The 22350-nt window shown below is 39.7% G+C and carries 26 protein-coding genes; 9 read left to right on the top strand and 17 right to left on the bottom strand.

The annotated features are described in order from the left end of the window. Positions 1–109 precede the first annotated feature (109 nt). Positions 110–832, bottom strand: coding sequence for an acetoacetyl-CoA reductase PhaB (gene phaB, locus IQ236_RS16160; protein WP_193870246.1), 723 nt, complete (start codon positions 830–832; stop codon positions 110–112). 45 nt (positions 833–877) lie between these two features. Continuing rightward, positions 878–2068, bottom strand: a complete 1191-nt coding sequence (gene phaA, locus IQ236_RS16155) for an acetyl-CoA acetyltransferase PhaA (protein WP_193870245.1) — start codon at positions 2066–2068, stop codon at positions 878–880. 330 nt (positions 2069–2398) lie between these two features. Here phaA and IQ236_RS16150 point away from each other — a divergent pair, with 330 nt between their 5' ends. Then, positions 2399–2611, top strand: a complete 213-nt coding sequence (locus IQ236_RS16150) for a hypothetical protein (RefSeq protein WP_193870244.1) — start codon at positions 2399–2401, stop codon at positions 2609–2611. A 112-nt stretch (positions 2612–2723) separates the two neighbouring features. Here the strand turns inward: IQ236_RS16150 and IQ236_RS16145 are convergent, their stop codons facing one another. Genes IQ236_RS16145 through IQ236_RS16120 form a run of 6 tightly spaced genes read right to left on the bottom strand, consistent with a single transcriptional unit; the run spans position 2724 to position 5755 of the window. Further along, positions 2724–3155: a heavy metal-responsive transcriptional regulator gene (locus tag IQ236_RS16145; RefSeq protein ID WP_193870243.1), complete on the bottom strand. Its 432-nt coding sequence runs from the start codon at positions 3153–3155 to the stop codon at positions 2724–2726. Positions 3156–3212: 57 nt separating this feature from the next. Beyond that, a complete protein-coding gene (locus tag IQ236_RS16140; RefSeq protein ID WP_228041671.1) occupies positions 3213–4370 on the bottom strand; it encodes an NB-ARC domain-containing protein in 1158 nt (385 codons plus the stop codon). Between the two features lie 8 nt (positions 4371–4378). Continuing rightward, a complete protein-coding gene (locus tag IQ236_RS16135) occupies positions 4379–4741 on the bottom strand; it encodes a type II toxin-antitoxin system PemK/MazF family toxin (RefSeq protein WP_193870242.1) in 363 nt (120 codons plus the stop codon). After that, positions 4731–5210, bottom strand: a complete 480-nt coding sequence (locus tag IQ236_RS27795) for a DUF433 domain-containing protein (RefSeq protein ID WP_228041670.1) — start codon at positions 5208–5210, stop codon at positions 4731–4733. Before IQ236_RS27795 ends, IQ236_RS16135 begins: the two co-directional genes overlap by 11 nt. A gap of 18 nt (positions 5211–5228) precedes the next feature. Next, positions 5229–5519: a type II toxin-antitoxin system VapC family toxin gene (locus IQ236_RS16125; protein WP_193870241.1), complete on the bottom strand. Its 291-nt coding sequence runs from the start codon at positions 5517–5519 to the stop codon at positions 5229–5231. After that, positions 5516–5755 (bottom strand): antitoxin family protein, encoded by a 240-nt coding sequence (locus IQ236_RS16120; protein ID WP_193870240.1) that lies wholly within the window; start codon positions 5753–5755, stop codon positions 5516–5518. The genes IQ236_RS16125 and IQ236_RS16120 overlap by 4 nt, the downstream gene beginning before the upstream one ends. On the opposite strand from IQ236_RS16120, the gene IQ236_RS16115 reads away from it, so the two are divergent. Further along, the gene (locus IQ236_RS16115) at positions 5743–5907 is read left to right on the top strand and encodes an ammonium transporter (RefSeq protein WP_193870239.1); all 165 of its coding nucleotides are present in this window, start codon (positions 5743–5745) and stop codon (positions 5905–5907) included. The genes IQ236_RS16120 and IQ236_RS16115 overlap by 13 nt on opposite strands. Positions 5908–6112: 205 nt before the next feature. On the opposite strand, the gene IQ236_RS16110 is transcribed toward IQ236_RS16115, so the two are convergent. Both IQ236_RS16110 and IQ236_RS16105 read right to left on the bottom strand, forming a co-directional pair. Next, the gene (locus tag IQ236_RS16110) at positions 6113–6421 is read right to left on the bottom strand and encodes a hypothetical protein (RefSeq protein ID WP_193870251.1); all 309 of its coding nucleotides are present in this window, start codon (positions 6419–6421) and stop codon (positions 6113–6115) included. Between the two features lie 339 nt (positions 6422–6760). Then, positions 6761–6931 carry a hypothetical protein gene (locus IQ236_RS16105; RefSeq protein WP_186440269.1) on the bottom strand — a complete coding sequence of 57 codons (171 nt, stop codon included), beginning with the start codon at positions 6929–6931 and terminating at the stop codon, positions 6761–6763. A 60-nt stretch (positions 6932–6991) separates the two neighbouring features. Here IQ236_RS16105 and IQ236_RS16100 point away from each other — a divergent pair, with 60 nt between their 5' ends. Beyond that, positions 6992–7576 carry a DUF3611 family protein gene (locus IQ236_RS16100; protein ID WP_190516705.1) on the top strand — a complete coding sequence of 195 codons (585 nt, stop codon included), beginning with the start codon at positions 6992–6994 and terminating at the stop codon, positions 7574–7576. A gap of 83 nt (positions 7577–7659) precedes the next feature. Here the strand turns inward: IQ236_RS16100 and IQ236_RS16095 are convergent, their stop codons facing one another. Continuing rightward, a complete protein-coding gene (locus IQ236_RS16095; protein ID WP_193870238.1) occupies positions 7660–10218 on the bottom strand; it encodes a glycoside hydrolase family 31 protein in 2559 nt (852 codons plus the stop codon). A 128-nt stretch (positions 10219–10346) separates the two neighbouring features. After that, positions 10347–10595 carry a hypothetical protein gene (locus IQ236_RS16090; RefSeq protein WP_193870237.1) on the bottom strand — a complete coding sequence of 83 codons (249 nt, stop codon included), beginning with the start codon at positions 10593–10595 and terminating at the stop codon, positions 10347–10349. A gap of 357 nt (positions 10596–10952) precedes the next feature. Between IQ236_RS16090 and IQ236_RS16085 the strand changes: the two genes are divergently transcribed. Both IQ236_RS16085 and IQ236_RS16080 read left to right on the top strand, forming a co-directional pair. Beyond that, positions 10953–11144, top strand: coding sequence for a hypothetical protein (locus IQ236_RS16085; RefSeq protein ID WP_190516709.1), 192 nt, complete (start codon positions 10953–10955; stop codon positions 11142–11144). Continuing rightward, complete coding sequence (locus IQ236_RS16080; RefSeq protein ID WP_193870236.1) at positions 11137–11487, top strand: type II toxin-antitoxin system PemK/MazF family toxin; 351 nt, start codon at positions 11137–11139, stop codon at positions 11485–11487. The genes IQ236_RS16085 and IQ236_RS16080 overlap by 8 nt, the downstream gene beginning before the upstream one ends. A gap of 224 nt (positions 11488–11711) precedes the next feature. On the opposite strand, the gene IQ236_RS16075 is transcribed toward IQ236_RS16080, so the two are convergent. Further along, on the bottom strand, positions 11712–11900 hold the full coding sequence (locus IQ236_RS16075; protein ID WP_193870235.1) for a hypothetical protein: 189 nt from the start codon (positions 11898–11900) through the stop codon (positions 11712–11714). Between the two features lie 168 nt (positions 11901–12068). Here IQ236_RS16075 and IQ236_RS16070 point away from each other — a divergent pair, with 168 nt between their 5' ends. Together IQ236_RS16070 and rpsD are read left to right on the top strand one after the other, a co-directional pair. Next, positions 12069–15302, top strand: coding sequence for an NACHT C-terminal alpha/beta 1 domain-containing protein (locus IQ236_RS16070; protein ID WP_193870234.1), 3234 nt, complete (start codon positions 12069–12071; stop codon positions 15300–15302). A gap of 136 nt (positions 15303–15438) precedes the next feature. Continuing rightward, positions 15439–16047, top strand: coding sequence for a 30S ribosomal protein S4 (gene rpsD, locus IQ236_RS16065; protein WP_072719552.1), 609 nt, complete (start codon positions 15439–15441; stop codon positions 16045–16047). 100 nt (positions 16048–16147) lie between these two features. Here rpsD and moaA read toward each other — a convergent pair whose 3' ends face one another. The 3 genes from moaA to IQ236_RS16050 all read right to left on the bottom strand — a co-directional run bounded on the left by moaA (position 16148) and on the right by IQ236_RS16050 (position 17976). Then, positions 16148–17134 (bottom strand): GTP 3',8-cyclase MoaA, encoded by a 987-nt coding sequence (moaA, locus tag IQ236_RS16060; RefSeq protein WP_193870233.1) that lies wholly within the window; start codon positions 17132–17134, stop codon positions 16148–16150. Positions 17135–17209: 75 nt separating this feature from the next. Continuing rightward, complete coding sequence (locus tag IQ236_RS16055) at positions 17210–17692, bottom strand: DUF3368 domain-containing protein (protein ID WP_193870232.1); 483 nt, start codon at positions 17690–17692, stop codon at positions 17210–17212. Then, on the bottom strand, positions 17689–17976 hold the full coding sequence (locus tag IQ236_RS16050) for a UPF0175 family protein (protein WP_228041669.1): 288 nt from the start codon (positions 17974–17976) through the stop codon (positions 17689–17691). The genes IQ236_RS16055 and IQ236_RS16050 overlap by 4 nt, the downstream gene beginning before the upstream one ends. Before the next feature lie 153 nt (positions 17977–18129). On the opposite strand from IQ236_RS16050, the gene IQ236_RS16045 reads away from it, so the two are divergent. Both IQ236_RS16045 and IQ236_RS16040 read left to right on the top strand, forming a co-directional pair. Next, positions 18130–19119 (top strand): NAD-dependent epimerase/dehydratase family protein, encoded by a 990-nt coding sequence (locus IQ236_RS16045; RefSeq protein WP_193870231.1) that lies wholly within the window; start codon positions 18130–18132, stop codon positions 19117–19119. A 27-nt stretch (positions 19120–19146) separates the two neighbouring features. Then, positions 19147–19956, top strand: a complete 810-nt coding sequence (locus IQ236_RS16040; RefSeq protein WP_193870230.1) for an MBL fold metallo-hydrolase — start codon at positions 19147–19149, stop codon at positions 19954–19956. A 21-nt stretch (positions 19957–19977) separates the two neighbouring features. On the opposite strand, the gene IQ236_RS16035 is transcribed toward IQ236_RS16040, so the two are convergent. Next, positions 19978–22101, bottom strand: coding sequence for a PAS domain S-box protein (locus IQ236_RS16035; RefSeq protein WP_322744205.1), 2124 nt, complete (start codon positions 22099–22101; stop codon positions 19978–19980). Between the last annotated feature and the right edge of the window lie 249 nt (positions 22102–22350).

The following is a 22350-nucleotide window of genomic DNA, read 5'->3' as shown; positions in this document are numbered from 1 at the left end:
TCCACCCACCCTACCCTTGAAGACGGGAGGAGTTTTTAATCATTTCCTGGAATCAAACAAAATAGGTATAAAACAGGCAAGATGCCTGTTCCACTTTCTTGAGTGATGTTTAAGTATGATGGGCTCCATTAACTCTTAGGACTTCTCCGGTTACATAATTACTAGCAACTGGAGATAACAGAAATGCACAAGCCCAAGCAATATCTTCGGGTTCTCCAAAGCGACGGAATGGGATTTCTGCAATAATTTTTTCTTTGATATTATCGGCGATCACTTTGGTCATTTCTGTATTAATAAATCCAGGGGCGATCGCATTTGCCCGTACATTATAACGCGCCGCTTCTCTAGCTAAAGATTTGACTAAACCAATCACAGCCGCTTTCGTTGCGGCATAATTCGTTTGACCTGCATTACCGCGATCGCCCGAAATCGAACTAATGGCAACAATTGACCCGGATTTTTGTTTATACATTCCGTCAACAAAGGGTTTAATCGTATTCACAACCCCTTTTAAATTAACATTAATCACCGCATCCCAATCAGCCGGAGACAGTTTACCAAAAAAGTTATCACGGGTAATCCCAGCGTTAGCCACAACCCCATAAACCGGCCCTAATTTTTCAGCAATTTCTTTGCCAACAGCCTCCATTTCTTCTAAATTCGTGACATCGGCTTTCATTGCAAAAGCAGCCGGATGATCATCGGGAATATTAATATCTACAAACGCGACTTTTGCCCCTAATTCGGTTAATAAAGAGACAATGGTTGCTCCAATTCCTCGACCGCCACCCGTGACAAAAATGACTTTATCTTCTAAACCTAAAGAAACCATACTGTTTACTCCAATTCAAGTGATTAGTCTTAATCTTTAAATCCTTTAAACTCGTTCAATGGCTAAAGCCGTACCGCCTCCCGTTCCATGACATAAGGCGGCTAACCCCAGGGTTTTATCCTGCTCTTTTAAGGCATTCAACAAGGTGACAATAATTCGGGTTCCTGATGCGCCAATAGGATGTCCTAAAGCGATCGCACCCCCATTCACATTCATTTTGTCAAAGGGAACGCCTAACATTTGATTGAATAAACAACTACTGACCGCAAAGGCTTCATTATTTTCTACTAAATCAAAATCAGCAATTGTCATATTCAATTTAGTCAGAAGTTTCTGGGTTGCGAGTATCGGAATTTCCGTAAATCGCCAAGTTTCACCTCCGGCTAAAGTCCCTGACATCAGTTTAGCTAAGGGTGTTAAACCGTATTTTTCCACCGCTTGAGCACTGGCTAAAACGACAGCCGCAGCACCATCGGAAAGTTGACTACTATTTCCCGCCGTTAATATTCCCTCTTTACTAAAAGCCGGACGTAATTTAGCTAAACTTTCTAAGGTTGTTTCCGGGCGAATTCCTTCATCTTGATCGAGAATTTGTGTGCCTTTTTTGCTGACAATTTCTATCGGGGCAATTTCCGCTTTAAATATTCCCCGTTGAGTCGCTTCGTTGGCGCGTTTGTGGGAATAAAACGCCACTTCATCTAAATTTTGCCGGGTGAACCCATGTTCAGCAGCCACTCGTTCGGTTTCATCCCCCATTCCCTCTCCAGTGGTGGGGTCAGTTAACCCGTCATACACCAGAATATCAATTAACTGTTCCGGTGCACCCATGAGGAATTTATATCCCCATCTCGCCCGTTGGGAAAGATAAAATCCGGTTTGAGACATGGATTCTATGCCTCCGGCTAAGACGAGATCGGCTTCTCCGGCACGAATGGCGGTTGCGGCATTAATCAGGGTCATCATACCGGAAGAACACACCATATCCACTGCATATCCATCCACATGGGCGGGAATTCCAGCTTTCAGGGCAGCTTGGCGAGGAATGAGTTGTCCGTGTCCGGCGCGGAGAACGTTTCCCAAAATGTAGAGGTCTAAGGCATCACTGGGAACTCCCCCCCGTTCGAGTGCAGCTTTCATAACGTGGGCGCCGAGATCGGAAGGAGAAAAACCTGCTAAGAAACCGCCAAAGCGACCGAGGGGGGTGCGGACTGCTGAAACGATATACACATCAAGCACTAATCCCTGCTCCTCTTGCTAAAACTTTTAAGAACAATGATTCTTTTTTATCATATTTGAGGAGTATAAATTCCTAAATAAAGTATTAAGAATCGAAGAATAATGATTAAGAATCAAGACGTTAATGTTAAGAATTGAACATTAAATATTAAGTTTTGAAAAAATAAGCAACGGGAGAACGGATCAGCAAAGCATAGAAAAGCCTGATGTTGAATTGTTTGGATGAGTTGCGATCGCACAGCACTATCTTTAAAATAATTCCTTTTTGCTTGACACAAACCAGAAAATTGAGCTATACTTAATAAAGTTCGTCAAAAAATATAGGGAAAAATGGCACAACAACTAAAACGTTGGGAATCTCCCCGTTCCCAAGGCAGAAATATTAAAGGAAAAGGGGGATCGGCTAGGGCGCGACAACTGAAAAAACAACGGCAAACCCTCAGAAACAAACTTAATCAAAACCCAAGCAACGGGAAGGATCAATCAGATACCTTCCCGATTTTTTTAGCTTCTTCCGTAAGAAGCCCCACGTCTGACCCGTAGGGCAGCGTGGGATGAATTGCGGTAGGGGTCTGTGCAATTCACCGATTACTGATTATGATCAAAAAAAGAAAAGGAGGTGATGCAAAAGTGTTGAAAGCAATTCAGGTTAGGATTAACATTCTCCTTGAATATTGGGACAAATCGTGGTATCCTCGTGATAGTTTGAGGGATGATCTTGCCAATGATTGAGTAATTGTTGTAACTCACTTTTTAAGATTTCTAAGGCGGTTATTTGGTGATTAATCTCTTCAACTTTCATCGCTAAATGTTGTTTAACCTCCTCACAGGGAAGTTCACCGCGATCGCTAATATTTAAAATCTCTCGAATTTCACTTAAACTTAAACCCAAAGATTGAGCCCGTTTGACAAAGGCTAAACGGTTAACCACCGAGGGCGTAAAAAGTCGATACCCGGAGTCAGACCGTTCAACGGTAGGTGCTAATAAACCAATTTCTTCATAATAGCGAACCGTCTTCACCGATAAGCCACTCCGGGTGGCAACATCACCAATTTTTAAACGTTCCTCTGTAATTACAGCACTCATTTTCAGTGATAAGGTATTGAACAGTTCATTGGCGGATTAGATTGGGTATTTTTAAAACTATTCGCTAACCATTTTAACATATTTTTTTAATATCGGTTGAATGGTGAAAACGGTTTCATTTTCATAGCTGAATTTCTCGATCATTCCCCTTCTTACTAAAGATTGAATTGCTTTAAATAATTCGCCTTGTGATCCTTGACATTTTGCCATTAATGGGGTAATTGAAACGGGTTTACTTTCGTTACTGAGTTGCGCGATCGCGTGTTTCTCACACTCCGATAATCGCTGATAATGCTGCTGTAATATCGTTGTCAATTCATCGCTTAAAAATACTGATTCGTAACTCAAATATTGAGATACTCTACCGCTAAATAAGTTATTAATAGTTTGAGCGACTAATTTTAACCAGAGGGGATTACCTTCATAAAGGTTAATCAATTCTGGCCAGCGATCTTCATCTAATAAACCTTTTTCTCTAATAATTTCTGTTGCGGTTTCACCTAAGCCAGTTAATTGTAATAAATGTACTGCTAAATTATCATCTGTAAATGTTAAAATATCTGAAGGGGGTTCCCAACTATTGAGGATTAAGCAGCTATGATGAGGAATTTCGCCGATCAGTTTAAATAGGGTTCCATAATTTTCATATCCGGGTTTATAATTGCCGGCAAGTTGGCTGCTGTTGAGGATTTGTTGCACGTCATCTAGGATAATGAGACTGCGATGGGTGCGTAAAGATTCTATTAGTATTTCTAGTTGGGTATCAACATTTTCTGGTAAGGTAATTTCGGGTTGATTTGAGAGAAATTGAATCAGGTTTTTGAGGGTGGTTTCCAGGGGTGGGGAAGTGCGAAGACTGCGCCAGATAATGCGATCAAATTGAGTTTGAATTAGGGGGATGAGGTGACGTACAATCGCGCTTTTGCCGATGCCACTCATGCCTGTGATGGTGAGGAGGCGACAGTTTTGGTGTGCGATCGCATTTTCGATGGTGGCGAGTTGGGAGGTGCAGTTGTAGAAGGTTTTGATATCCGGTGCATCTCTTAAGTCAAGTTTTTGTTGCGTGTTGTTTTCATTTGAGTTTTGTGTTGGGGGTGAGTTTTGTGGAGGTTTGGGACGGTGTGGGGTTTCTGTGCAGAAGTTATTTATATTACCTTGTTCTATAAAATTTAAGTTAAGGAAATTAGAAGATTGAGAAATTTCATACCTTTCCATATAAGTAACTACTGATACTCTACCACCGCCGCGATCGCCCTAGCAACTTCCTCCATATCAATAGACGAAACTTCTCCTATTTTACGAATGAATCTTTGTACATCCATACCCCGCAACTGCAACACATCAACTGCCGAAACTTTCGTTAAACCATTAGCAATATCTGGCTCAATCTTAACGTGCCAGATATTGCCAGCATAATATTCTTTCCAATCTGTAATCGGTGCAGCCAATTTCAGTGGTAACTTGCCAACACTATTAGAACTTACCACTACAGACGGACGAATTTTTTTAATTTCTGCTCCCATTGTTGGGTCAAAATTAGTCAACCAAATATCACCCCGTTTAGGAAAAAGAGAGTTAGTAGTCAATTAAATCTCCTGCTTCTAATTCTTGCCATTCTCTATCTTCCTGGTAATGCGACAACATTGCCTCAGCTTGTTTTGCTAGAATGTTTCGCCTCTCTTCTAATGGCAATTGCATAAATTCTCGGCGACTGGGATAATTAGCTAGTGTTGGTATTTCTAAATCTATATCAGTCTGCAAATTGTGAATCTGACGCTTAGAACTCAATGCTTCTATTCGATCCGCTTCTGCTTCTTCGGCTGCAATATCAGCATCAATTTCCTCTTTGTTAGCGTGATAATAAGTCAAAGCTGCATAGACTTGAGTTAGAGTTAAAGAACCGATACGATCAGCAATTTCTTCTGCGGTCAAACTTTGCTTATACCAAATAGCAATGCGCCGGACTGTAACACCCGTTCCTGCAATAATTGGACAGCCACCATGTATGTCAGGCTGACTGGTAATGAGAGTGCCAATATCGGTGATAGTTGACAAGATTTTTTCCTCGCCAATTTATGATTGTTCTCGATCTAGGATAGCACTGTAGACTTGCCAAGTTAATAGAATATCGTCTTCTGTCAGATAATAGACAGTAGCAATTTTACCCGTAAACAATCCTTCTCCTAAAGCCATCGCTCGTGAATTATGTCCACGAACTCTCAAAAGGGTTAGTGTTTCATCTATAACATAATCAGTTGTTAGGAGAAGCTGGGTATTTTGGCACATCCAAAAGGTAGCCACCTGATGATCTGTATCTGAGGGGACTACACTAGCAAACCAAGCACTTGTATCGACCAAGATCATAGGGAATTTTGATCTGGATAAAGAACTTTATCATGTTCTCGACCAGAGAATGTATCTGCATTATCTTCTAATGGTAAAGCCGCGATCTCTGCGAGAATATCGGCAGGACTTTTAGGCTGAGAATGAGACGTTTTCGGAATAACAATTATTTCAACGCTGGTTCCCTCGGTAAGTTCGATTGGCTGCATTAGCCGCAACACTCCCTTTTCATAAATGGCTGCAATTGTCATTGTCATTTGATTATCCTCTCTTAAACTTTAAGAACATAACATTTAGCGTCGAAGAACAAGGTTTAGATATTGATCAACATGGAGAGGAAGCCTATGGCGAAGACTTGGCTTCAGGTTTAAGTTTTATAACTGAAACCTTTGCTGGAAAAGAAGGTTAATTTTAGGATAGGGCCGTTTGATTCGACCTGGTAAATTCTAAAACCTAACCCGCCAAATTCCTTCCCCCAAACCCCAAGGGAAGATAGATTAATTAATATCTTTCCCTGATCGCTATTTTTAAAATTTTTTAACTCATTGAGAACAATTTGATCCAGAAACCGAGTTTCTGAACCTTCCATCTGTATTTAATCCTCTCAAAAAGGCTTAAAAACCCGGTTTTTTGGATCGACGAGAACGTAAGTCCTGGGTGAGTTGAGGGAGGGGTTGTCTGGAAGAACTAGGGGGGAGAGCATATTCTGGTGCGGTTTCAGGTTGTTCAATTTTAGAGCGTTGTAACATCCACCAACGCAAGACCAAAATCACCGCCACGCTGGAAAGTCCAAAGGTTAATAACGATAAACTTGAACTCACTCCACCAATCACAGCATCTACAGTTCCAACCGTTACCACAAAACTCACAATAGGTTCTCGACGATAAGCAGACCTGAGAACACGCGGCCATAAAGCATTCATCACAGTTTTACTCTAAATTTCAATTGTGTTAACTTTTAGTACAATCTCTCGGAATAGGAGCCGACAGAATCATTCTCTAATCTTCTTCACTTCAAAGTTTATCTAATCCCAATTTAACTTAATCTCCAAACTTTTGCTGCATTTTACCCCTTGCGGGGTCAGTTGTCATCCGTTATCAGAGTGATCAGAAACTGAGGATTTGACTGATTCTGTTTAGCCTGAATTCCAGGGAAATCCCAAAATTATGGCTCCACAGGAGAACCCTGAATTAACTTTGACCCATCAGACGAATGACAACTTCTGTAATTAACGGTCAACTATGAACAGTCTTCGCTAAAATTAACTCAACCCCAGCCAGGATAACAAACCCTGTCCGCTAAAATATTCAATTGCCAAGGTGATCAAAAAACCAATCATGGCCGCTCGACCGTTTAACCGTTCAGCATATTGATTGAAACCAAATTTGGGTTCATTTAGGTTGGGGGTTGTCGTCGGTTGTGGTTGATTCATGCTTGAGTTCCTTGGATTTTAAGCGCGTTCATTATGATTTTACCCCTGATTGTATAAACAATGTCCTATCCATCCGACTCCTCCCCCCCTTCAAATGCCATTCAACGGGTTGCCTTTGCCCTGCGTACCACTGGCTGGGTTTGCTTTTGGACACAGCTTGTTTTAGCGGTGGTTTCTGCTCTTATTCAGCTTTTTGCGATTTTTGCCTTTAATCCAGGAAGAACAGCACAAACTGGCGCAACACCAGGAATGGGTGGCGGTTTAGTTTTTGCCTTAATTGGACTGGGTATTTTAGGGTTTAGTATTTTTCAAGCCTTTCGTTACACTCGTTTAGCCCGCAGACTGAAAGCACCGGGAATGGCCCGCCCTAGCCGTGCAGAAACCATGAAGCAAATTCGCCTGGGTTTAACCAGTAACTTAAGCGGAATGGCTGTCACCTTAATTGCATCAGAGGCCATTAACGGCATTTTATTAGCAAAAGCAATCTCTCAACCTCGAAATTTTTTAGCGACCGCAGGCAGTCTGCAAGATTTTATCCAGCCTGTTGATTTTTTCGTAGTTCTCGCGAATACCCACACCATTGTTGCTCACTTCGTTGGAATTGTCGCTGCTTTGTGGTTAATGAGAGAGATTTATAAGAATTAGGAGAAAGCCATAGAATGAATTGGCATGAGTATGAGTAATCGATGGGGAAATGGTGCGTGCGCTGCGCTTACGCACCCTACTTTTTAGAGGGTAGCGATTAAACGAGCTTGTTGAAAGGGGCGATCGCAAATTATACTATTATTTTTACAAGTAATTTCAAGATCATCAATCCAGGCTTTTTGTAAATTAAAACCATGTAATTGTAACTGAATTTGCTGATATGAAAAGGGATAATCCCCTTGTTGTTCCCAAATTAATGTCATTGAATTTCCATTTTGTTTCATGCTATTTCCTGAAGACTCAATCTGATCAGATTCAGTGTTTGCTAGTAAGACAGGAAGCAGTTGATTGGTTGTTGCTGAGGTGAAACTGGGTTGAAGTTGAAATTGATCAATTCTGGAAGTTTCATATCCATCACCTGCATCACTATATAATAGTCCTTGCGCGTTTCTTTCACGGGTGGGATAGAGATGTAAGATTAAGGTTTTTCCCTCTTCCATTGGGATAATACTTCCGGCTTTTATTAATAAAGGAATTTGTTCTAAAGGAGCATCGAATTCAACAATTTGGGAACCTGTTAATAGTTGATCATCCCAAAAATAATACCATTCTCCTGGGGGTAAATAGACATTACGCGATCGCATTCCGGGTTCATAAATCGGACAGATCATTATAGCATTTCCTAATAAAAACGCATCATCAATATCCCATAAATTACTATCCGTTGGATCAAGCCAAAATATCGGACGGACTGGGGGATATCCTTTTTGATGAGTTTCCCAAGTTAAGGTATAAATATAGGGAATTAATCGATAACGTAATTTCAAGAATTCGCGTAAAATACTTAAGGTTGGTTCTCCATACATCCAAGGGGTTCGATGTTCGACGTTATTAGAAGAATGGGTGCGATAAAACATCATAAAACTCGACATTTGAAACCAACGTAAATACAATTCTGCACTGGGGTTTCCTTGAAAACCTCCGGTGTCTGAACCACTATAGGGAACACCCGATAATCCTAACCCAATAACTGTTGAAATGTTTTGACGTAAAGCCGCCCAACTCGACTCAATATCCCCCGTCCAAACCCACGCATAACGTTGTAAACCAGCCCACCCCGCACGAGATACAATAAAAGGGCGTTGATGGGGTCGAGACTGACGTAAACTTTCAAAAGCAGCAGAGGCTTGTAACATTCCATAAACGTTATGAATTTCTCGATGATCTCCGCCTCGACCTTCAACAAAATGACGAGTTACTTTTGGTAATGAACGATCTCCCCACGCAATAAAAGCCGCAGGTTCATTCATATCATGCCAAAACCCACCAACTCCAACTTCTAATAAATATAAATATTGTCGTGTCCACCAACGGCGTACCATTGGATGAGTAAAATCAGGAAAAACTGTCCATCCTGGCCATACCGGGGCGACTACTAATTCACCATTAGGATATTTACAAAAAGCATGAAGAATTTGCCCTTGTAAAAACATTTGATTATGGCGAGTATATTTAATTCCAGGGTTAAGAATACTAATAAATTTAACGCCATGTACTTCGAGTTCTTGAATAAACCGTTGTAAGTCAGGAAATCGTTTAGGATCAATAGTAAAAGCTTGATAATCTACCATGACATCAATATCAAGATGAATGGCACTTAAAGGCAGATCATTTTTTTCAAAATTACGATAGGTTTCTCGAACTTGGGTTTCAGTTCCAAACCCCCAACGAGAATGATGATAGCCTAACGCCCAACGGGGAGGAAGGGGAGAACGTCCGGTTAATTCGGTATAATTTTTGATTAATTGAGGAACAGAACCGAGGGTAAAATAATAGCGCAATGCACCGCCACTAAAATTAGCTGTTGCTGTGTCTGAAAATTGAAAGATAGCTTCATAGGGATTTTCATAAAAGATTAAATAACTCCCTTGTTCATGTAATCCTAAATAGAGGGGAATACACAAATACATGGGGTCAGAACCCGGACTATATTGTCCGGCTGCATCAAAATTCCACATTCTAAATTTTTTAGGTTCTGAAGTAGGTTTCCCTTTTTTATTGACTTCTTTTGCTAATCGTAAATTTAAGGGAAATGAACGCTCTCCTAACCCATAAATTCGTTCTTCGGGTCGTAAATTAGCTCGATGTATTAATTGTTCATCTAACTTTTCTGGGGGATATTCTTCACGAATTAACTGATGTTGAGAATCGAAAAATTGAAGATGACCTTCATTCTGAACCTGGATCGTTAATGTTGCGTTTGGAGAGGTAACAGTCCAAGCATTTTCAGTTTGATTTAAAACGGGGTTGATGGTTTCCCAGTCGTGGCGTTCAATGCCATAGGAATAGGGTAAAACGCTGGGTTTCCAAGTAATTCTAACGAAATCATCGGTTAAAAAGGTTATTTCTAATTCTGCTTTATCAAAATAAAATATTGTGCCTTTTTCTGTGTTTTCTGCTCTTAATAATTTTCCGGGTGTTTCTCCCGTTTCTGAGGAATGGGGTTGCAGGGGGGGAATATTGCGGTCAGCGCGATCGCGTTTATAAGAATATAAGATAGCCTTGGGAGTGTAGGTTAAATAGAGTAAATTGACCCAGAAAAATTTCCATTTTAAGTATAGTTTTTTGAAAAAATTTTTCATTTTATTAAAATAATAAACTTTATGGATAAAAGAATAAAACGCTCACCTATTTTAACCATGGAAAAACTGGGGACAGCCCTACAGCCCCCAGGCATAGCCTGTTGATAAATTTTTCAAGTTTAACATCCTTAAGCTGCTTTTGGTATTTGTTGATCTTGAAATGCGGGTTGGGGAGTGGGTTCTAATTTCCAACCTGCTTTAAATAATTTTTGATAGGTAGCCCACCCTTTGGAACCCCCCGGAATGGGATAATCAGGAACAGAATAATGAGCCATTAAATAATAAGGAACCCAAGGTTTATTGGCCTCAAGGCGCAAATGTAGAATTTTTTTGCCATCGCCTCCACACCGGGAGAGCCAGCACATTTGTCCAGTCATAATTGACTCCTTTTTTAATTAGAATCTTGATTGATATCAAGGTTAAACCATCACACATTCTTTAAATGCTTACTTTTATTCTGTTGCCACAAAAATCAATTGACCTCTACATAAGGTTGGATTTACCTAGGAAAATAAATCTATCTTCTGATATCATGGGTTAGTCATTAACCGTTGATAGTTGATCAAGATCATCTTTAACACTCCCTGGCGTGAATACAGGGTGATTCTTTGTGAAGCAGAAATTCACTCTGTATCAATCTCACGGCAAAGGCGCGATCCTTTGGGGTTTGCAGTAAAATAAATTAATCAAGGAGTTTAGTCACAATGCTTTACTCATTAGAGGAGTGAAAAACTATGACGGCTTTAGCTCAAGAAATTCTTAATACTTTTGATAGTTTGGCTGACGCAGAGCAACTTGAGATTGGGCTAGAAATCTTGAGGCGGCTCGTCCATTTTGACTTTCCACCATTGACAGATGAAGACTTTATCTTAAATGCTGAAGAGTTATTCTTAGCATTAGATCAACAAGAAATTGATTATGAATAGTCCTGATCGTGGCGAAGTCTGGCTTGTCGATCTGGGCTATGTGGCAAAAGTTAGACCCTGCTTAGTGGTTAGTATTCGGTCTCTCAACCAGGATCGAGCCTTAGCGACTCTAATACCTCATACTACAAGCCCAAGGGGTTCACGCTTTGAGGTAGATGTCAAAGCCAGATTCCTGAAGCCCGGAGTGTTCGATGTTCAGAATATCATCACAATTCCTCACGCAAAGCTAGTCAGGAAACTGGGCGAATTAAACTCAGAGCAGTTAGCACAAGTCGAAGAGGCTTTGCTTTTCTGGTTAGGATTTGAGGATATGGATTCTGGTGAAGATCCCTCGATGACGTGAAGGGCGATATGTGCTATACGAGACAGCGCGATCGCGTTTGGGTGCATGGGGTATGCCTTATCGCGCCAGGAAAATCGCATCATTTTTCCTATTTTTGCTGAACTTAATCTCACAGTTAATCAAGTTTTACATAGATAGGGTTTAAGCGCAGGGAACACAGAAAAAAGGGGTTGGGTGTTTGGTTCGATGGGGCGGCGGTAGCCGCCCTGTAAAGATTATCAGGTTTACTTACAAATGAGAATTACCACAACTTGTGGCGGCTGTTGTTTTTTGCTTGAAGTTTTGTGCTGAGTTCCATGCTTAGTTGTTGATGCAGGAGAATTATCGAGAATTTGTTCCTCGCCCCAAGGGAAAGCAAGTTGCACGGCGGTAGGTTGCGATTTGGAAGATGCGTATTTGTTGGAAGTAGCCATCTGTTTTATATATGGGGTTAGGGTTTGCATTGAGGAGAAGTTAGTTGGCCAACGTTGCTTTCCACATTTCTACAATGATTAATTTTTCAAAATTTCACTAGAGTCAGTTTCAGATCATGAGCTATGATCTAAAATTGATCTTGACAATGAGTTAATTCAGGTGTACTGATGGCAAGCCTCAACGCTTCTGAGCAGGGACAAGCAAAGATTAAGCAGGCTAGGAAAGAAAAAGGGTGGAAAGTAGATGATCACAGATGGCTTGTGGAAGCAAGTAATGTTCTGGAGCCAAGCAAAGTTTGGCCCGAATTAGGCCCTTATGCTGATGGTTGCTCAGAAGGGACTTGGAAACGCTTTCTGTACAAAAGAGAAGGGGTTGATACCGATGTCTTCAAGGCTTTCTGTACAGTTTTAGGTCTGCCTTGGGAAGAGATTGTCGATCGCACGGATGTCAGTCAAAGTAAGTCCCTGAAACCAACGGCTATGATCGCACCTGACTGGCGACAACTTTGCCTTACCATGCTTGAGCGTAAAAGACAGCTTACCGTCGATTATTGGCTCAATGGTGCGGATAGGCTACCCTTTGAACAACTAGATTTTGCGCCACTGGGATTGCTACAGCAGAAAAAAGATCAGACTAACCGAAGTATTGGTTATGCGGTAACAGAAAGCTTTGACACAAAGGAAAAGTTTTTTGATGAAGTTCTGCGGGATGGAAAAAATAGTCCGAAAAGCCAAGGGCGACGGTTAGCGATTATTGGAGAATCGGGGGCTGGAAAAACTACCCTATTGCTCAAAATTGGGTTTTGGATGTTGGAACATACCGATGAAATACCGCTCTGGATTGATGGGAGAAAGATAGGCAAAAAACCGCTACACCAATATTTGAAAGAGTGGCTGCAAGCCGCTTCTGGAAAGCTAGTAGATTTACCCCCAGAATGGATTGCAAACCTAGAGCAACGCTTGGAAGAAGGTCGTATTTGCTTGTTGATGGATGGAGTTGAAAAACAGGGAACAGACGTTCGCGAACAGTTGACTGATTGGGGAGTGACTGATTGGGGAGGAAAGTGCCGAGTAGTGTTAACCTGTCGGACAAGTATCTGGAACACCAGCAAAGATCCTTTAGAAGTTTTAGGGTTTGATATTTATCAAAATCTAGGCTTTGGAATTGAGCAAATCAAACAGTGCATTGATGCTTGGTTTGCCAACGACGCAGAAGATTTATGGGCTGAGTTAAACCAGCCAAGATATCACCGCATTAAAAATTTAGTTAGTAATCCTCTATATTTAACGTTTTTGTGTCGTACTTGGCAACCAAAACGCCAATTGCCCAGTACCAAAGCCGGTCTAATTCAATGGTTTCTTAATACAGACTATGACCGGAGCATTCCAGAATCTAAAAAACCCCAAAAGCAAGCCTTGATAAATTCTCTCGAACAATTGGCAAAACAGGCAATTGAAAGAGGTGAATATTTGTTATCGCATTCCCTAGTCTGTTCTAAATTAGGGGAATCAGATGAGGATTTATTTAAGTTAGCTATCAACCAGCTTGGATGGTTGCAGCGTGTCAGTCCTTACTCAGAGGAATATGAATTCTTACATGACTCATTTAAGGAGTATTTTGCAGCGAAAGCTATACCTCATAGGGACTACTTTTTAAAGCACATCCCTCAGAACCCAAATCAAGGTACTTATCTCATTTTTGATCCCAAGTGGAAAGAGGTCATTTTGCTATGGTTGGGACGCGAGGATGTGGACAATGAGGAGAAAGAAAAATTTATTAAGTTATTGGTAGAGTTTGAGGATGGGTGTCAAGACTTTTATTTTTATCGAGCGTGTTGTTTAGCAGCGTCGGCAATAGCTGAATTTAAAGAGTGCAGACGTAATAGGGAGATTGTGTTGTGGCTTGTTAGATTAGGCTTCAGTTCTCAAACATTTGACGCTCCAAGCGCACAGTTAGCGAGAGAAACACTTATAGAGACAGATCGTACCCTTGCTGTCACCATTTTGATTGACACAATCAACAATAGGCTAAATCTTTGTGTCGGTTATTTGTTGGTTTGGGCATTAGGGCAAATTGGTGGGGGTTCACCAGAAGCTATTTCTACTCTCCTTTCCTTGATTTGCACTAGCACCCCTGATGCCACCCATTATGAATGTAACTCTAACCACTATCAAGCGATTGATAGTTTAGCACAAATTGCTTTTAACGACTCAGAATCAATCAAAGTTATAAGTGACCTGATTGATAGCAATACTGATATGCTTACTCGCGTTAAAGCTGCTAACTGTTTAGTTGAAATCGCACCGAGTCACAAGTCAAAAGCTATCAATACTTTGATTGAATTAATGGATTCTGAGCAAAATGCTGATATTCGTTGTAGAGCAGCTTATAGCTTGGCTAAGATAGATAGTCAATACTTAAAAAAAGCAGTTGAAACTCTGAGCGATATCATTGATAGTTATAATGATTTTAATCCTAATAATTTAATTCATCATTTAACAGCTAGTCGCTTAATAGAACTTGCAGATAAGCACCCTAAAGCAATTGCGTTGGCTCCCTTACTTGAAATAACATCGAACTATCCAGAATCAATTACAGAACTAATCGATCTGATTGGCAGCAGTTCTGACTCATCTATTTCTGTTGGGGCAGCAAAAAAATTAGAAGAAGTTGGAATAGGTAATTATGAAGCAGTCAAAATATTGATTGAACTGATTCACTCTAATATCGATTCGTCGAGCCGTTTTCTAGTGGCTGAATGTTTGGGTAAAATACTTCAAACCCATCAGTTTGAGTTGGCAATTTCATCCATGAAAGACTGTCTATGCGATCAGATTGCTGAAAGTGATTTTAATCTATATTACAACTGCTATAAAGCGATTTGGCCTTGTGCCCAAAACATGAGCTACCCAGAATTTTTCAGAGTTTGGCATGGCGAACCGCAAAGCCACAAATGGGAACTGTTTCCTCAAGACATTCTCCGTGCGCTGTCCACTGATTCACAATTAAGGGATTCTGTAAAGCTAATTTGTATTGACGGTAACAAGTTTATTGAACGTGATAACCCATCAGGTAAAATTTATAGCGAAATGGTTAAGCATGGCTGTTCTAAAAGCGATGATGGAATACCTAAAACAATGCTTGACCTTCAAACTTATTGGGATTTGCTAGACAGCGAAAAACAGATGGTCTTAGTCTTATACGAAAACCATAAAGGAACAGAGCCAAAAGACTTTAGTAAGTGCTTTCTTGATGCCATCAGTAAATTTGATGGCTTGATTTGTGTTGTCAGCAGTAAACCAGAAGACAATTTGCTCCTGAAACAGTTCTCATCTCACGATCCTAATCTAATTGAGAATATCATCAAGTGGATAGAAGCGAGCCTTATCGAAAGTCTGTAAAAGCGATTACCCATCAAGCGATACTCATTTTCAGCAAGCCGGATTTCGAGCATTACTCAAAAACTAGACCATTCTAGTGAGATACATACTATAATAAAAGATTGGTGCAAAAAATTTTATGCGGAGAAGAAGTTAGATGGCTCGATATAGAGGCCCCCGTCTGAGAATCGTTCGTCGTTTGGGCGATTTACCCGGATTAACCCGGAAGACCCCCAGAAAGGCCTATCCCCCTGGACAACACGGTCAAGCTCGTCGCAAACGTTCAGAATATGCGATTCGGTTAGAAGAGAAGCAAAAACTGCGCTATAACTACGGTGTTTCGGAGCGTCAACTGTTACGCTATGTCCGTAAAGCTCGCCGCGCTTCTGGTTCCACTGGACAAGTGTTGCTGCAACTGTTGGAAATGCGGTTGGATAATACCATTTTCCGGTTAGGAATGGCCCCTACAATTCCGGCGGCTCGTCAGTTGGTCAGTCATGGTCACGTTACCGTCAATGGTCATCGCGTGAATATTCCCAGCTATCAATGCAGACCGGGCGAATTAATTGGGATCAGAAATACTGAAAAATCCCGTGAACTGGTAAAAGCCAATTTACAATATCCCGGTTTAGCCAACGTTCCTAGCCATTTAGAGTTAGATAAAGAAAAATTAACTGCGAAGGTGAATAGCGTCATTGAACGGGAATGGGTGGCTTTACAAATTAACGAACTGTTAGTGGTTGAATATTATTCACGTCAAGCCTAAGAGTTCCTCACCGTTCTATTTTATGTGGGGCGTTATCGGCTAAAAATAACGTACCCCACCCGGTTATTATTAAACCCTAAATCCAAAATCAATCAGGCTGCTATCCCCCAATTTGGGACATGGTTCGAGAGTAATTTCCGGTTGTACCAGAGTCCCGTTGTTTAAAATTAATATCGGGTTTAATTATTAATAGGTTATTCACCTGTTCTCGTAACTCCTCAAACGTCGCACCTTGACGCAGAGGAGTTTTTAAGTCAATTTGTCCGGTTTCATTGAGTAAACAAGGTCGTAACCAACCATCGGCGGAGAATCTCATTCGGTTACAGCGATCGCAAAAACATTCTGACATCTGACTAATAAATCCTAATGTTCCTTTTGCCCCCGGTATTTGAAAGACATCCGCAGGGCCGTTTCCCCTCACCTGTGAAGTTTCTAATCCCCATTTATCTCGAATTTGTTGTCTTAGTTCTTCTGAAGAAATCCAACCGCGATCGGCAAATAAATCGTTATTTCCAATGGGCATAAATTCAATAAATCTGACGTGCCATTGTCGTTCAATTGTTAATTTTGCTAACTCCACAACTTCATGATCATTTACCCCAGGAATTACCACAACGTTTAATTTTAAAGGGTTAAAACCAACTTGATAAGCGGCTTGTATTCCCTCCCAAACCTGTTGCCAACGGCTACGTCCTCGGTTTCCGATAATTTGATCAAAAATATCAGGATCGAGGGAATCTAAACTAATATTAATCCGTCTTAGTCCAGCCTGATATAAATCCTCTGCCATTTCTGCTAATAAAAAGCCATTGGTTGTCATCGCCACATCTTGGGTTTCAGGAAAGGCGTTAATTTGTTTCACCAATTCTACAACCCCAGGACGTAATAAAGGTTCACCTCCGGTTAACCGAAATCGAGTAAACCCAACGGGAATAAATACCTCTCGCAACAGCGTTAATAGTTCATCCAGAGTCAACAAATTCTGTTGCAGAATATAATCAATTTCCGTTCCTTCGGGCATACAATATTGACACCGAAAGTTACAACGATCAATCAAACTAATGCGAAGATAATCAACAAGGTTCATGGAATTTTAGGAGAATAACAGAATATTGTTCTTTCTGTATTATGTCGAATTTTTCTATTGTAGGGTGAGTTAGAATTAGGATTGTGATGGATATTGTCTTAAAAGGGACTGAATAATTTGTTTTGAAGCTCGAAAGGTGGTACTTTGTAGACGATTAATAGCTGTCGGTAAGTTCAACAAATTTTGTTTAGCGGCTTCATCTAATATTCCTAACAAACCTGTGACCTTTAAACCCCGTTCTTGAGCAATTTTTCTACCTAAAGCATCATCAATAATCACCAAACTAGCTTCTATCTGTTCTGCTAAAATAATAGCAGCTTGCTCCCCAGCATCTAAAGCACTTAAATCTTGATTAAATATCACATCAACGGTTTTGACAATTAACCATTTAGGCGGATTTTTAATCCATGTTTTTACAGGTTCAGGAGAGCCTAAATGAGATAACTCTTGTTGAACAATACTAGGAATCATTACCTGACCATAAAGTTGATGTAATATCTCAATTTCATCGATCAGAATCAGATAACAAATGGGTGATGTATCGGATACAACAATCATAAAGAGTTTAATTTTCCTAGTTCTTTCAATTGTTCATGAGTTTGGCGATCAGCTTCTAAATCCGTTTGATCATAGTTAAGATCAATTCCTTTTTCTTTAAGAAAACTATCTACTTCTAAGCGGGTAGACATTCCTAATAATTCTCGAACTTTACCAATACTAATTGAACCTTCACGATAAGCTTCTGTAACAATCATTTCTAAAATGTGTTGTTCTAAACTTCCCCATTTTGTCTGTAGGGAAAAAACAACTTCATCAGGAAGTACAATTGAGACTTGCATCATGGTTTCCTTGGAAAGTCATCAGGAATATCCAAGTTATAGCATAAAATTGTATAACGTGACTTGTCCTCAAAAAATATCGGATTTCACGAGATCATTCAACTTAATCTTTGTTCTTCGAGTAAACATCACTCAATATTATACAGGGTTTCAGTTATGAAAAAGGTTTTAGTCACGGGTGGAACTGGATTTTTAGGTCAGAAATTAGCCTTGAGATTGCATTCTTTAGGTCAGGATGTGACAATTTTAGGACGTAACTTAATTATAGGCGATCGCTTACAACAATTAGGACTCAAATTCTTACCCGTTGATATCACTAATTCCGATGCTATATTATCAGTAATGTCTGGACAAGAAGATGTGTTTCATTGTGCGGCTTTATCTTCTCCCTGGGGACGAGAAGAAGAGTTTTATAAAACGAATGTTATCGGAACTCGGAATATTATTGAAAGTTGTTTCACTCATCATGTCAGACGTTTAATTTATGTTTCTACTTCGGCGGTTTATTTTAATTTAACCCATCGCTTTAATATTAAAGAAACCGATAATTTAGCTCAAAATCCTATCCATCCTTATATTAAAACAAAGCAATTAGCAGAACAAGAAATTAATCGGGGGTTTCAACAAGGTTTACCTGTGATTTCTATTCGTCCCCGTGGTATTTTTGGCCCTGGGGATACGGTAATTTTTCCCCGACTATTAAAAGTGAGTGAAACAACGGGTATTCCCTTAATTAATGGAGGAAAAGCGATATTAGATATGACTTATATTGATAATGTTATAGATGGGTTATTATTGTGTCAAACTGCACCCGCTCATGTATTAGGAGAATATTTTAATATTACCAATGGAGAACCGACGGAATTATTAACATTATTAGAAAAATTATCACAAAAATTGAATATTTCCTTAAAGTTTAAACCTTTACCCTATGCGATCGCCTACACTTTAGCAACGGGGATGGAATGGTTTTATCAATCTTTTTTACCAAATCGAGAACCTGCTTTAACGCGCTATACTCTAGGATTATTAGCTTTTAGTCAAACTTTGGATATTACATCGGCTAAAATCCAGTTAGGGTATAAACCTCAAATTTCGATTGAACAAGGGTTAGATGAGTTTGTTAGATATTGGAAATCTTTATAAAATAAGGTTAAAGTACAACAACAGAATATGGTAGAAATTACATTTTTGAAGGCGGGATATTGTACACACCCTGAAGCGATGGTACTTCCGGGGGAAAGTTGGAAATCCATTATTTTTCCGGCGTTATTTGCTTTAATTCGTCACCCTATGGGGTGGATTTTATTTGATACGGGATATTCTGAACGATTTTATCAAGAAACACAATATCTACCTAATAAGCTTTATGCTTTATTAACCCCGGTTTATTTAAAACCTCAAGAAACTGCAATTTCTCAACTCAAACAGTTAGGAATTGAACCGGAGGAGATTAAATATATTATTATTTCTCATTTTCATGCAGATCATATTGGGGGATTAAAGGATTTTCCCAAAGCAGAATTTATTTGTTTTCAATCGGGTTATAATAAAATTAAAAATATACAAGGTTTGAGGGCATTAAAAGCTGGTTTTTTAGCAGGTTTAATGCCTAATAATTTTGAAGATCGAGTAATTTTTGCGGAAAATAGTAATAGGATAAAATTACCAGAAAATTTAGCTCCCTTTGAACAGGGGTTTGATTTATTGGGAGATGGTTGTTTAATTGCCATTGAATTACCGGGTCATGCTGTTGGACAACTGGGGTTATATTTAACCGATAATAGCGGAAAACAGTATTTTTTAATTGCCGATGCTTGTTGGTTAAATCGTGCCTATCAAGAATTAATTTATCCTCAACGCATTGCTGATTTATTGTTTGCAGATAAAACGGCTTATCGAGAAACCTTGAAAAAAATCAATCAGTTATATCGAAATAATCCGAAGGTTAATATTGTGCCATCCCATAGTTCAATTGATTAGCAGAAATAGCTTAGTTTCTATCTAACTTTTTAACGGAATTGTAATTAAAAACTCAGTTCCTACTCCTAAGCTAGAAAAACAATTGAGTTGTCCTTGATGTTTATCCGTGACTAAATGATAAGCCAAAGATAATCCTAAACCTGTTCCTTTTCCCTGTATGTGTGAGGTCATCAACGGGTCAAAAATACTTTTACATTCAACTTCTGACATTCCAATTCCATTATCAGAAATCGAGATAGCAACGGTATTTTTATCTTGTAAATAGGTACGAATGATAATCTGAGGTTGAGTGGTTAAATCTCCTTTAGAACTGGTTGCTTCTAACTGATCAATGGTATAGGTGAGTAAATTCATAAACACCTGATTCAATTGTCCGGCGTAGCACTCCACTTTCGGTAAAGCACTATATTCTTTAATTAAGTTAATACTCGGTCGTCCCGCTTTAGCTTGCAGACGATTTTGTAAGATTAAAATTGTACTATCTAAGCCTTCATGAATATCCACCAATTTCATTTGAGCTTCATCTAAACGAGTGAAATGGCGCAGCGATCGCACGACATCCCGAATTCGTTCTGACCCGACTTTCATCGATTCTAAAATTCTCGGTAAATCTTGTTTTAAAAAGCTCAAATTCATCTCTTCTATTTCATCAGCAATTTCAGGAATAATCTGAGGATAATGCTGTTGATATAAAGCCAATAACTTCATTAAATCCTCAATATAATTTTTGGCATGGGCAATATTTCCTGAAATAAAATTAACCGGATTATTAATTTCATGGGCAATTCCCGCCACTAACTGACCCAAACTTGACATTTTTTCGGTTTGAATCAATTGAGTTTGAGTGCGTTGAAGCTGATTTAAAATCTCTTCTAATTCCGCTCGTCGTTTAGCTTCTTGTCCTTCACTTTGGCGTAAAGCCTCTTCCATTTTTTGCCGTTCTGTAATATCTAATCCGACGAAAACCGCCGCCGATCCGCGATGATATTTTTGAGCCACGATTAAATAAGTGTAAGGAACACCCCGAACATTAGCCGTAATTTCCCTGGAGCTTTTCCAAGCATCTTGGGCAAAAAATTCATAGACAAATTCATTAAATTTGGGGCTATTTTGCAGAAATCCGACTTCTTTCCCAACAAATTCTTCCGCCGGAACATTGTAAGAATTGGCTAAATGGCGATTGACCCCTAAATATTTTAAATCAGAACTAATCCAAGAAACTAACCCCGGTACTGCATTTAATACGGCTTCTAATTGATCTTTGGATGCGACCACCGCAGAGGATGTGGCTTTTCGGTCAGAAATATCCGTCGCAAAACCACAAATTAATGGGGAACAGAGAACACAGGCTGAACCAAATTCCGTTTGAACGGTTAAGTCGGGTTTAGTAGACTGTAATTCTAAATAATTAATCGTAAAGTCAACGGGAAAAATAAAACCAGATTTTTTTTGATGACGGGACTCAAAAGTTAATGATCCTTTTTGCTGTAATTCTTGGCAATATTCTCCCCAAACTAAAGGGGTTAAATCTCGATCAATATCATGAATATTCAGTTGTAGTAATTCACTTTGAGTATAACCCAACATCCGACAGGCGGCTTGATTCACATAACAAAAACGACCTTCTAACGTCATCCAAAAAATCGCCGTTGCTGCTTGTTCAAAGGCTTGTTGAGTCAGTTGTAATTTTTCTTGTAATTGTTTTTGAGGGGTAATCACTTCCAGGGATAACATTAACCCCCCAATGGTTCCTGATGCGGTTTTCCAAGGTTGAACAACCCATTTTTTCCACTCTAGGGCACCATTGACCAAAGGTTGACAAATTTCCAGTTCCCAATACGGTAATTTTCCTGCTAAAGACTGTTCAGCATTTTGATACCAAATTTCCGGTAAATGGGGAAACCCGTCTTGATGAGAACAACCGATTAAATCAGGATGTCCCCCTGCATAGTTTTGTTGCCATTGACGGGACACGGCTAAATACCGCAGTTGCGAGTCAACCATTGCCACTGCCGTTGGTAAATATTCCACAAAACGACGGAAATAATCTTCCTCGGCATTGGCAGAAGTCGGGGAAAGAATCAACTTCCCTGGGGGATCAGGAGGGTTAGAAATGATAATGGGTAGAACTCGCCTTTTGTTCACGGTTTGGCACTCCCTCAGTCAAGGTTGGGTCAAATAAGTTGATCCATTTCTGAATACAAGATGGAAGAAATTGATTTCTGAAATAGACTTTTAAATGGAAGTTTACCCGAATGAGGGGTATTACCCTCCATTGTATGATTAATTACACCCTGTTGTCTATAAGTACCCTCGATTTATCGTCGAAATTCTCGGCTGTGAGGGCTGGCTAGACAGTTAATCATTCTTTTTTTAAATTAATTGTTATCTCTG

This window comes from Planktothrix mougeotii LEGE 06226 (assembly GCF_015207485.1).
Taxonomy (GTDB): Bacteria; Cyanobacteriota; Cyanobacteriia; order Cyanobacteriales; family Microcoleaceae; genus Planktothrix.
The sequence above is the reverse complement of the archived record's forward strand: the minus strand, read 5'-3'. Positions and strand labels throughout refer to the sequence as shown.

Excerpts from the sequence above, each read along its gene's own strand:
- phaB (WP_193870246.1), bottom strand. The coding sequence starts at position 832 with ATGGTTTCTTTAGGTTTAGAAGATAAAGTCATTTTTGTCACGGGTGGC.
- IQ236_RS16150 (WP_193870244.1), top strand. The coding sequence starts at position 2,399 with ATGGCACAACAACTAAAACGTTGGGAATCTCCCCGTTCCCAAGGCAGA.
- IQ236_RS16145 (WP_193870243.1), bottom strand. The coding sequence starts at position 3,155 with ATGAGTGCTGTAATTACAGAGGAACGTTTAAAAATTGGTGATGTTGCC.
- IQ236_RS16140 (WP_228041671.1), bottom strand. The coding sequence starts at position 4,370 with ATGGAAAGGTATGAAATTTCTCAATCTTCTAATTTCCTTAACTTAAAT.
- IQ236_RS16125 (WP_193870241.1), bottom strand. The coding sequence starts at position 5,519 with ATGATCTTGGTCGATACAAGTGCTTGGTTTGCTAGTGTAGTCCCCTCA.
- IQ236_RS16120 (WP_193870240.1), bottom strand. The coding sequence starts at position 5,755 with ATGACAATGACAATTGCAGCCATTTATGAAAAGGGAGTGTTGCGGCTA.
- IQ236_RS16110 (WP_193870251.1), bottom strand. The coding sequence starts at position 6,421 with ATGAATGCTTTATGGCCGCGTGTTCTCAGGTCTGCTTATCGTCGAGAA.
- IQ236_RS16105 (WP_186440269.1), bottom strand. The coding sequence starts at position 6,931 with ATGAATCAACCACAACCGACGACAACCCCCAACCTAAATGAACCCAAA.
- IQ236_RS16100 (WP_190516705.1), top strand. The coding sequence starts at position 6,992 with ATGTCCTATCCATCCGACTCCTCCCCCCCTTCAAATGCCATTCAACGG.
- IQ236_RS16095 (WP_193870238.1), bottom strand. The coding sequence starts at position 10,218 with ATGAAAAATTTTTTCAAAAAACTATACTTAAAATGGAAATTTTTCTGG.
- IQ236_RS16090 (WP_193870237.1), bottom strand. The coding sequence starts at position 10,595 with ATGACTGGACAAATGTGCTGGCTCTCCCGGTGTGGAGGCGATGGCAAA.
- IQ236_RS16085 (WP_190516709.1), top strand. The coding sequence starts at position 10,953 with ATGACGGCTTTAGCTCAAGAAATTCTTAATACTTTTGATAGTTTGGCT.
- IQ236_RS16080 (WP_193870236.1), top strand. The coding sequence starts at position 11,137 with ATGAATAGTCCTGATCGTGGCGAAGTCTGGCTTGTCGATCTGGGCTAT.
- IQ236_RS16075 (WP_193870235.1), bottom strand. The coding sequence starts at position 11,900 with ATGGCTACTTCCAACAAATACGCATCTTCCAAATCGCAACCTACCGCC.
- IQ236_RS16070 (WP_193870234.1), top strand. The coding sequence starts at position 12,069 with ATGGCAAGCCTCAACGCTTCTGAGCAGGGACAAGCAAAGATTAAGCAG.
- rpsD (WP_072719552.1), top strand. The coding sequence starts at position 15,439 with ATGGCTCGATATAGAGGCCCCCGTCTGAGAATCGTTCGTCGTTTGGGC.
- moaA (WP_193870233.1), bottom strand. The coding sequence starts at position 17,134 with ATGAACCTTGTTGATTATCTTCGCATTAGTTTGATTGATCGTTGTAAC.
- IQ236_RS16055 (WP_193870232.1), bottom strand. The coding sequence starts at position 17,692 with ATGATTGTTGTATCCGATACATCACCCATTTGTTATCTGATTCTGATC.
- IQ236_RS16050 (WP_228041669.1), bottom strand. The coding sequence starts at position 17,976 with ATGATGCAAGTCTCAATTGTACTTCCTGATGAAGTTGTTTTTTCCCTA.
- IQ236_RS16045 (WP_193870231.1), top strand. The coding sequence starts at position 18,130 with ATGAAAAAGGTTTTAGTCACGGGTGGAACTGGATTTTTAGGTCAGAAA.
- IQ236_RS16040 (WP_193870230.1), top strand. The coding sequence starts at position 19,147 with ATGGTAGAAATTACATTTTTGAAGGCGGGATATTGTACACACCCTGAA.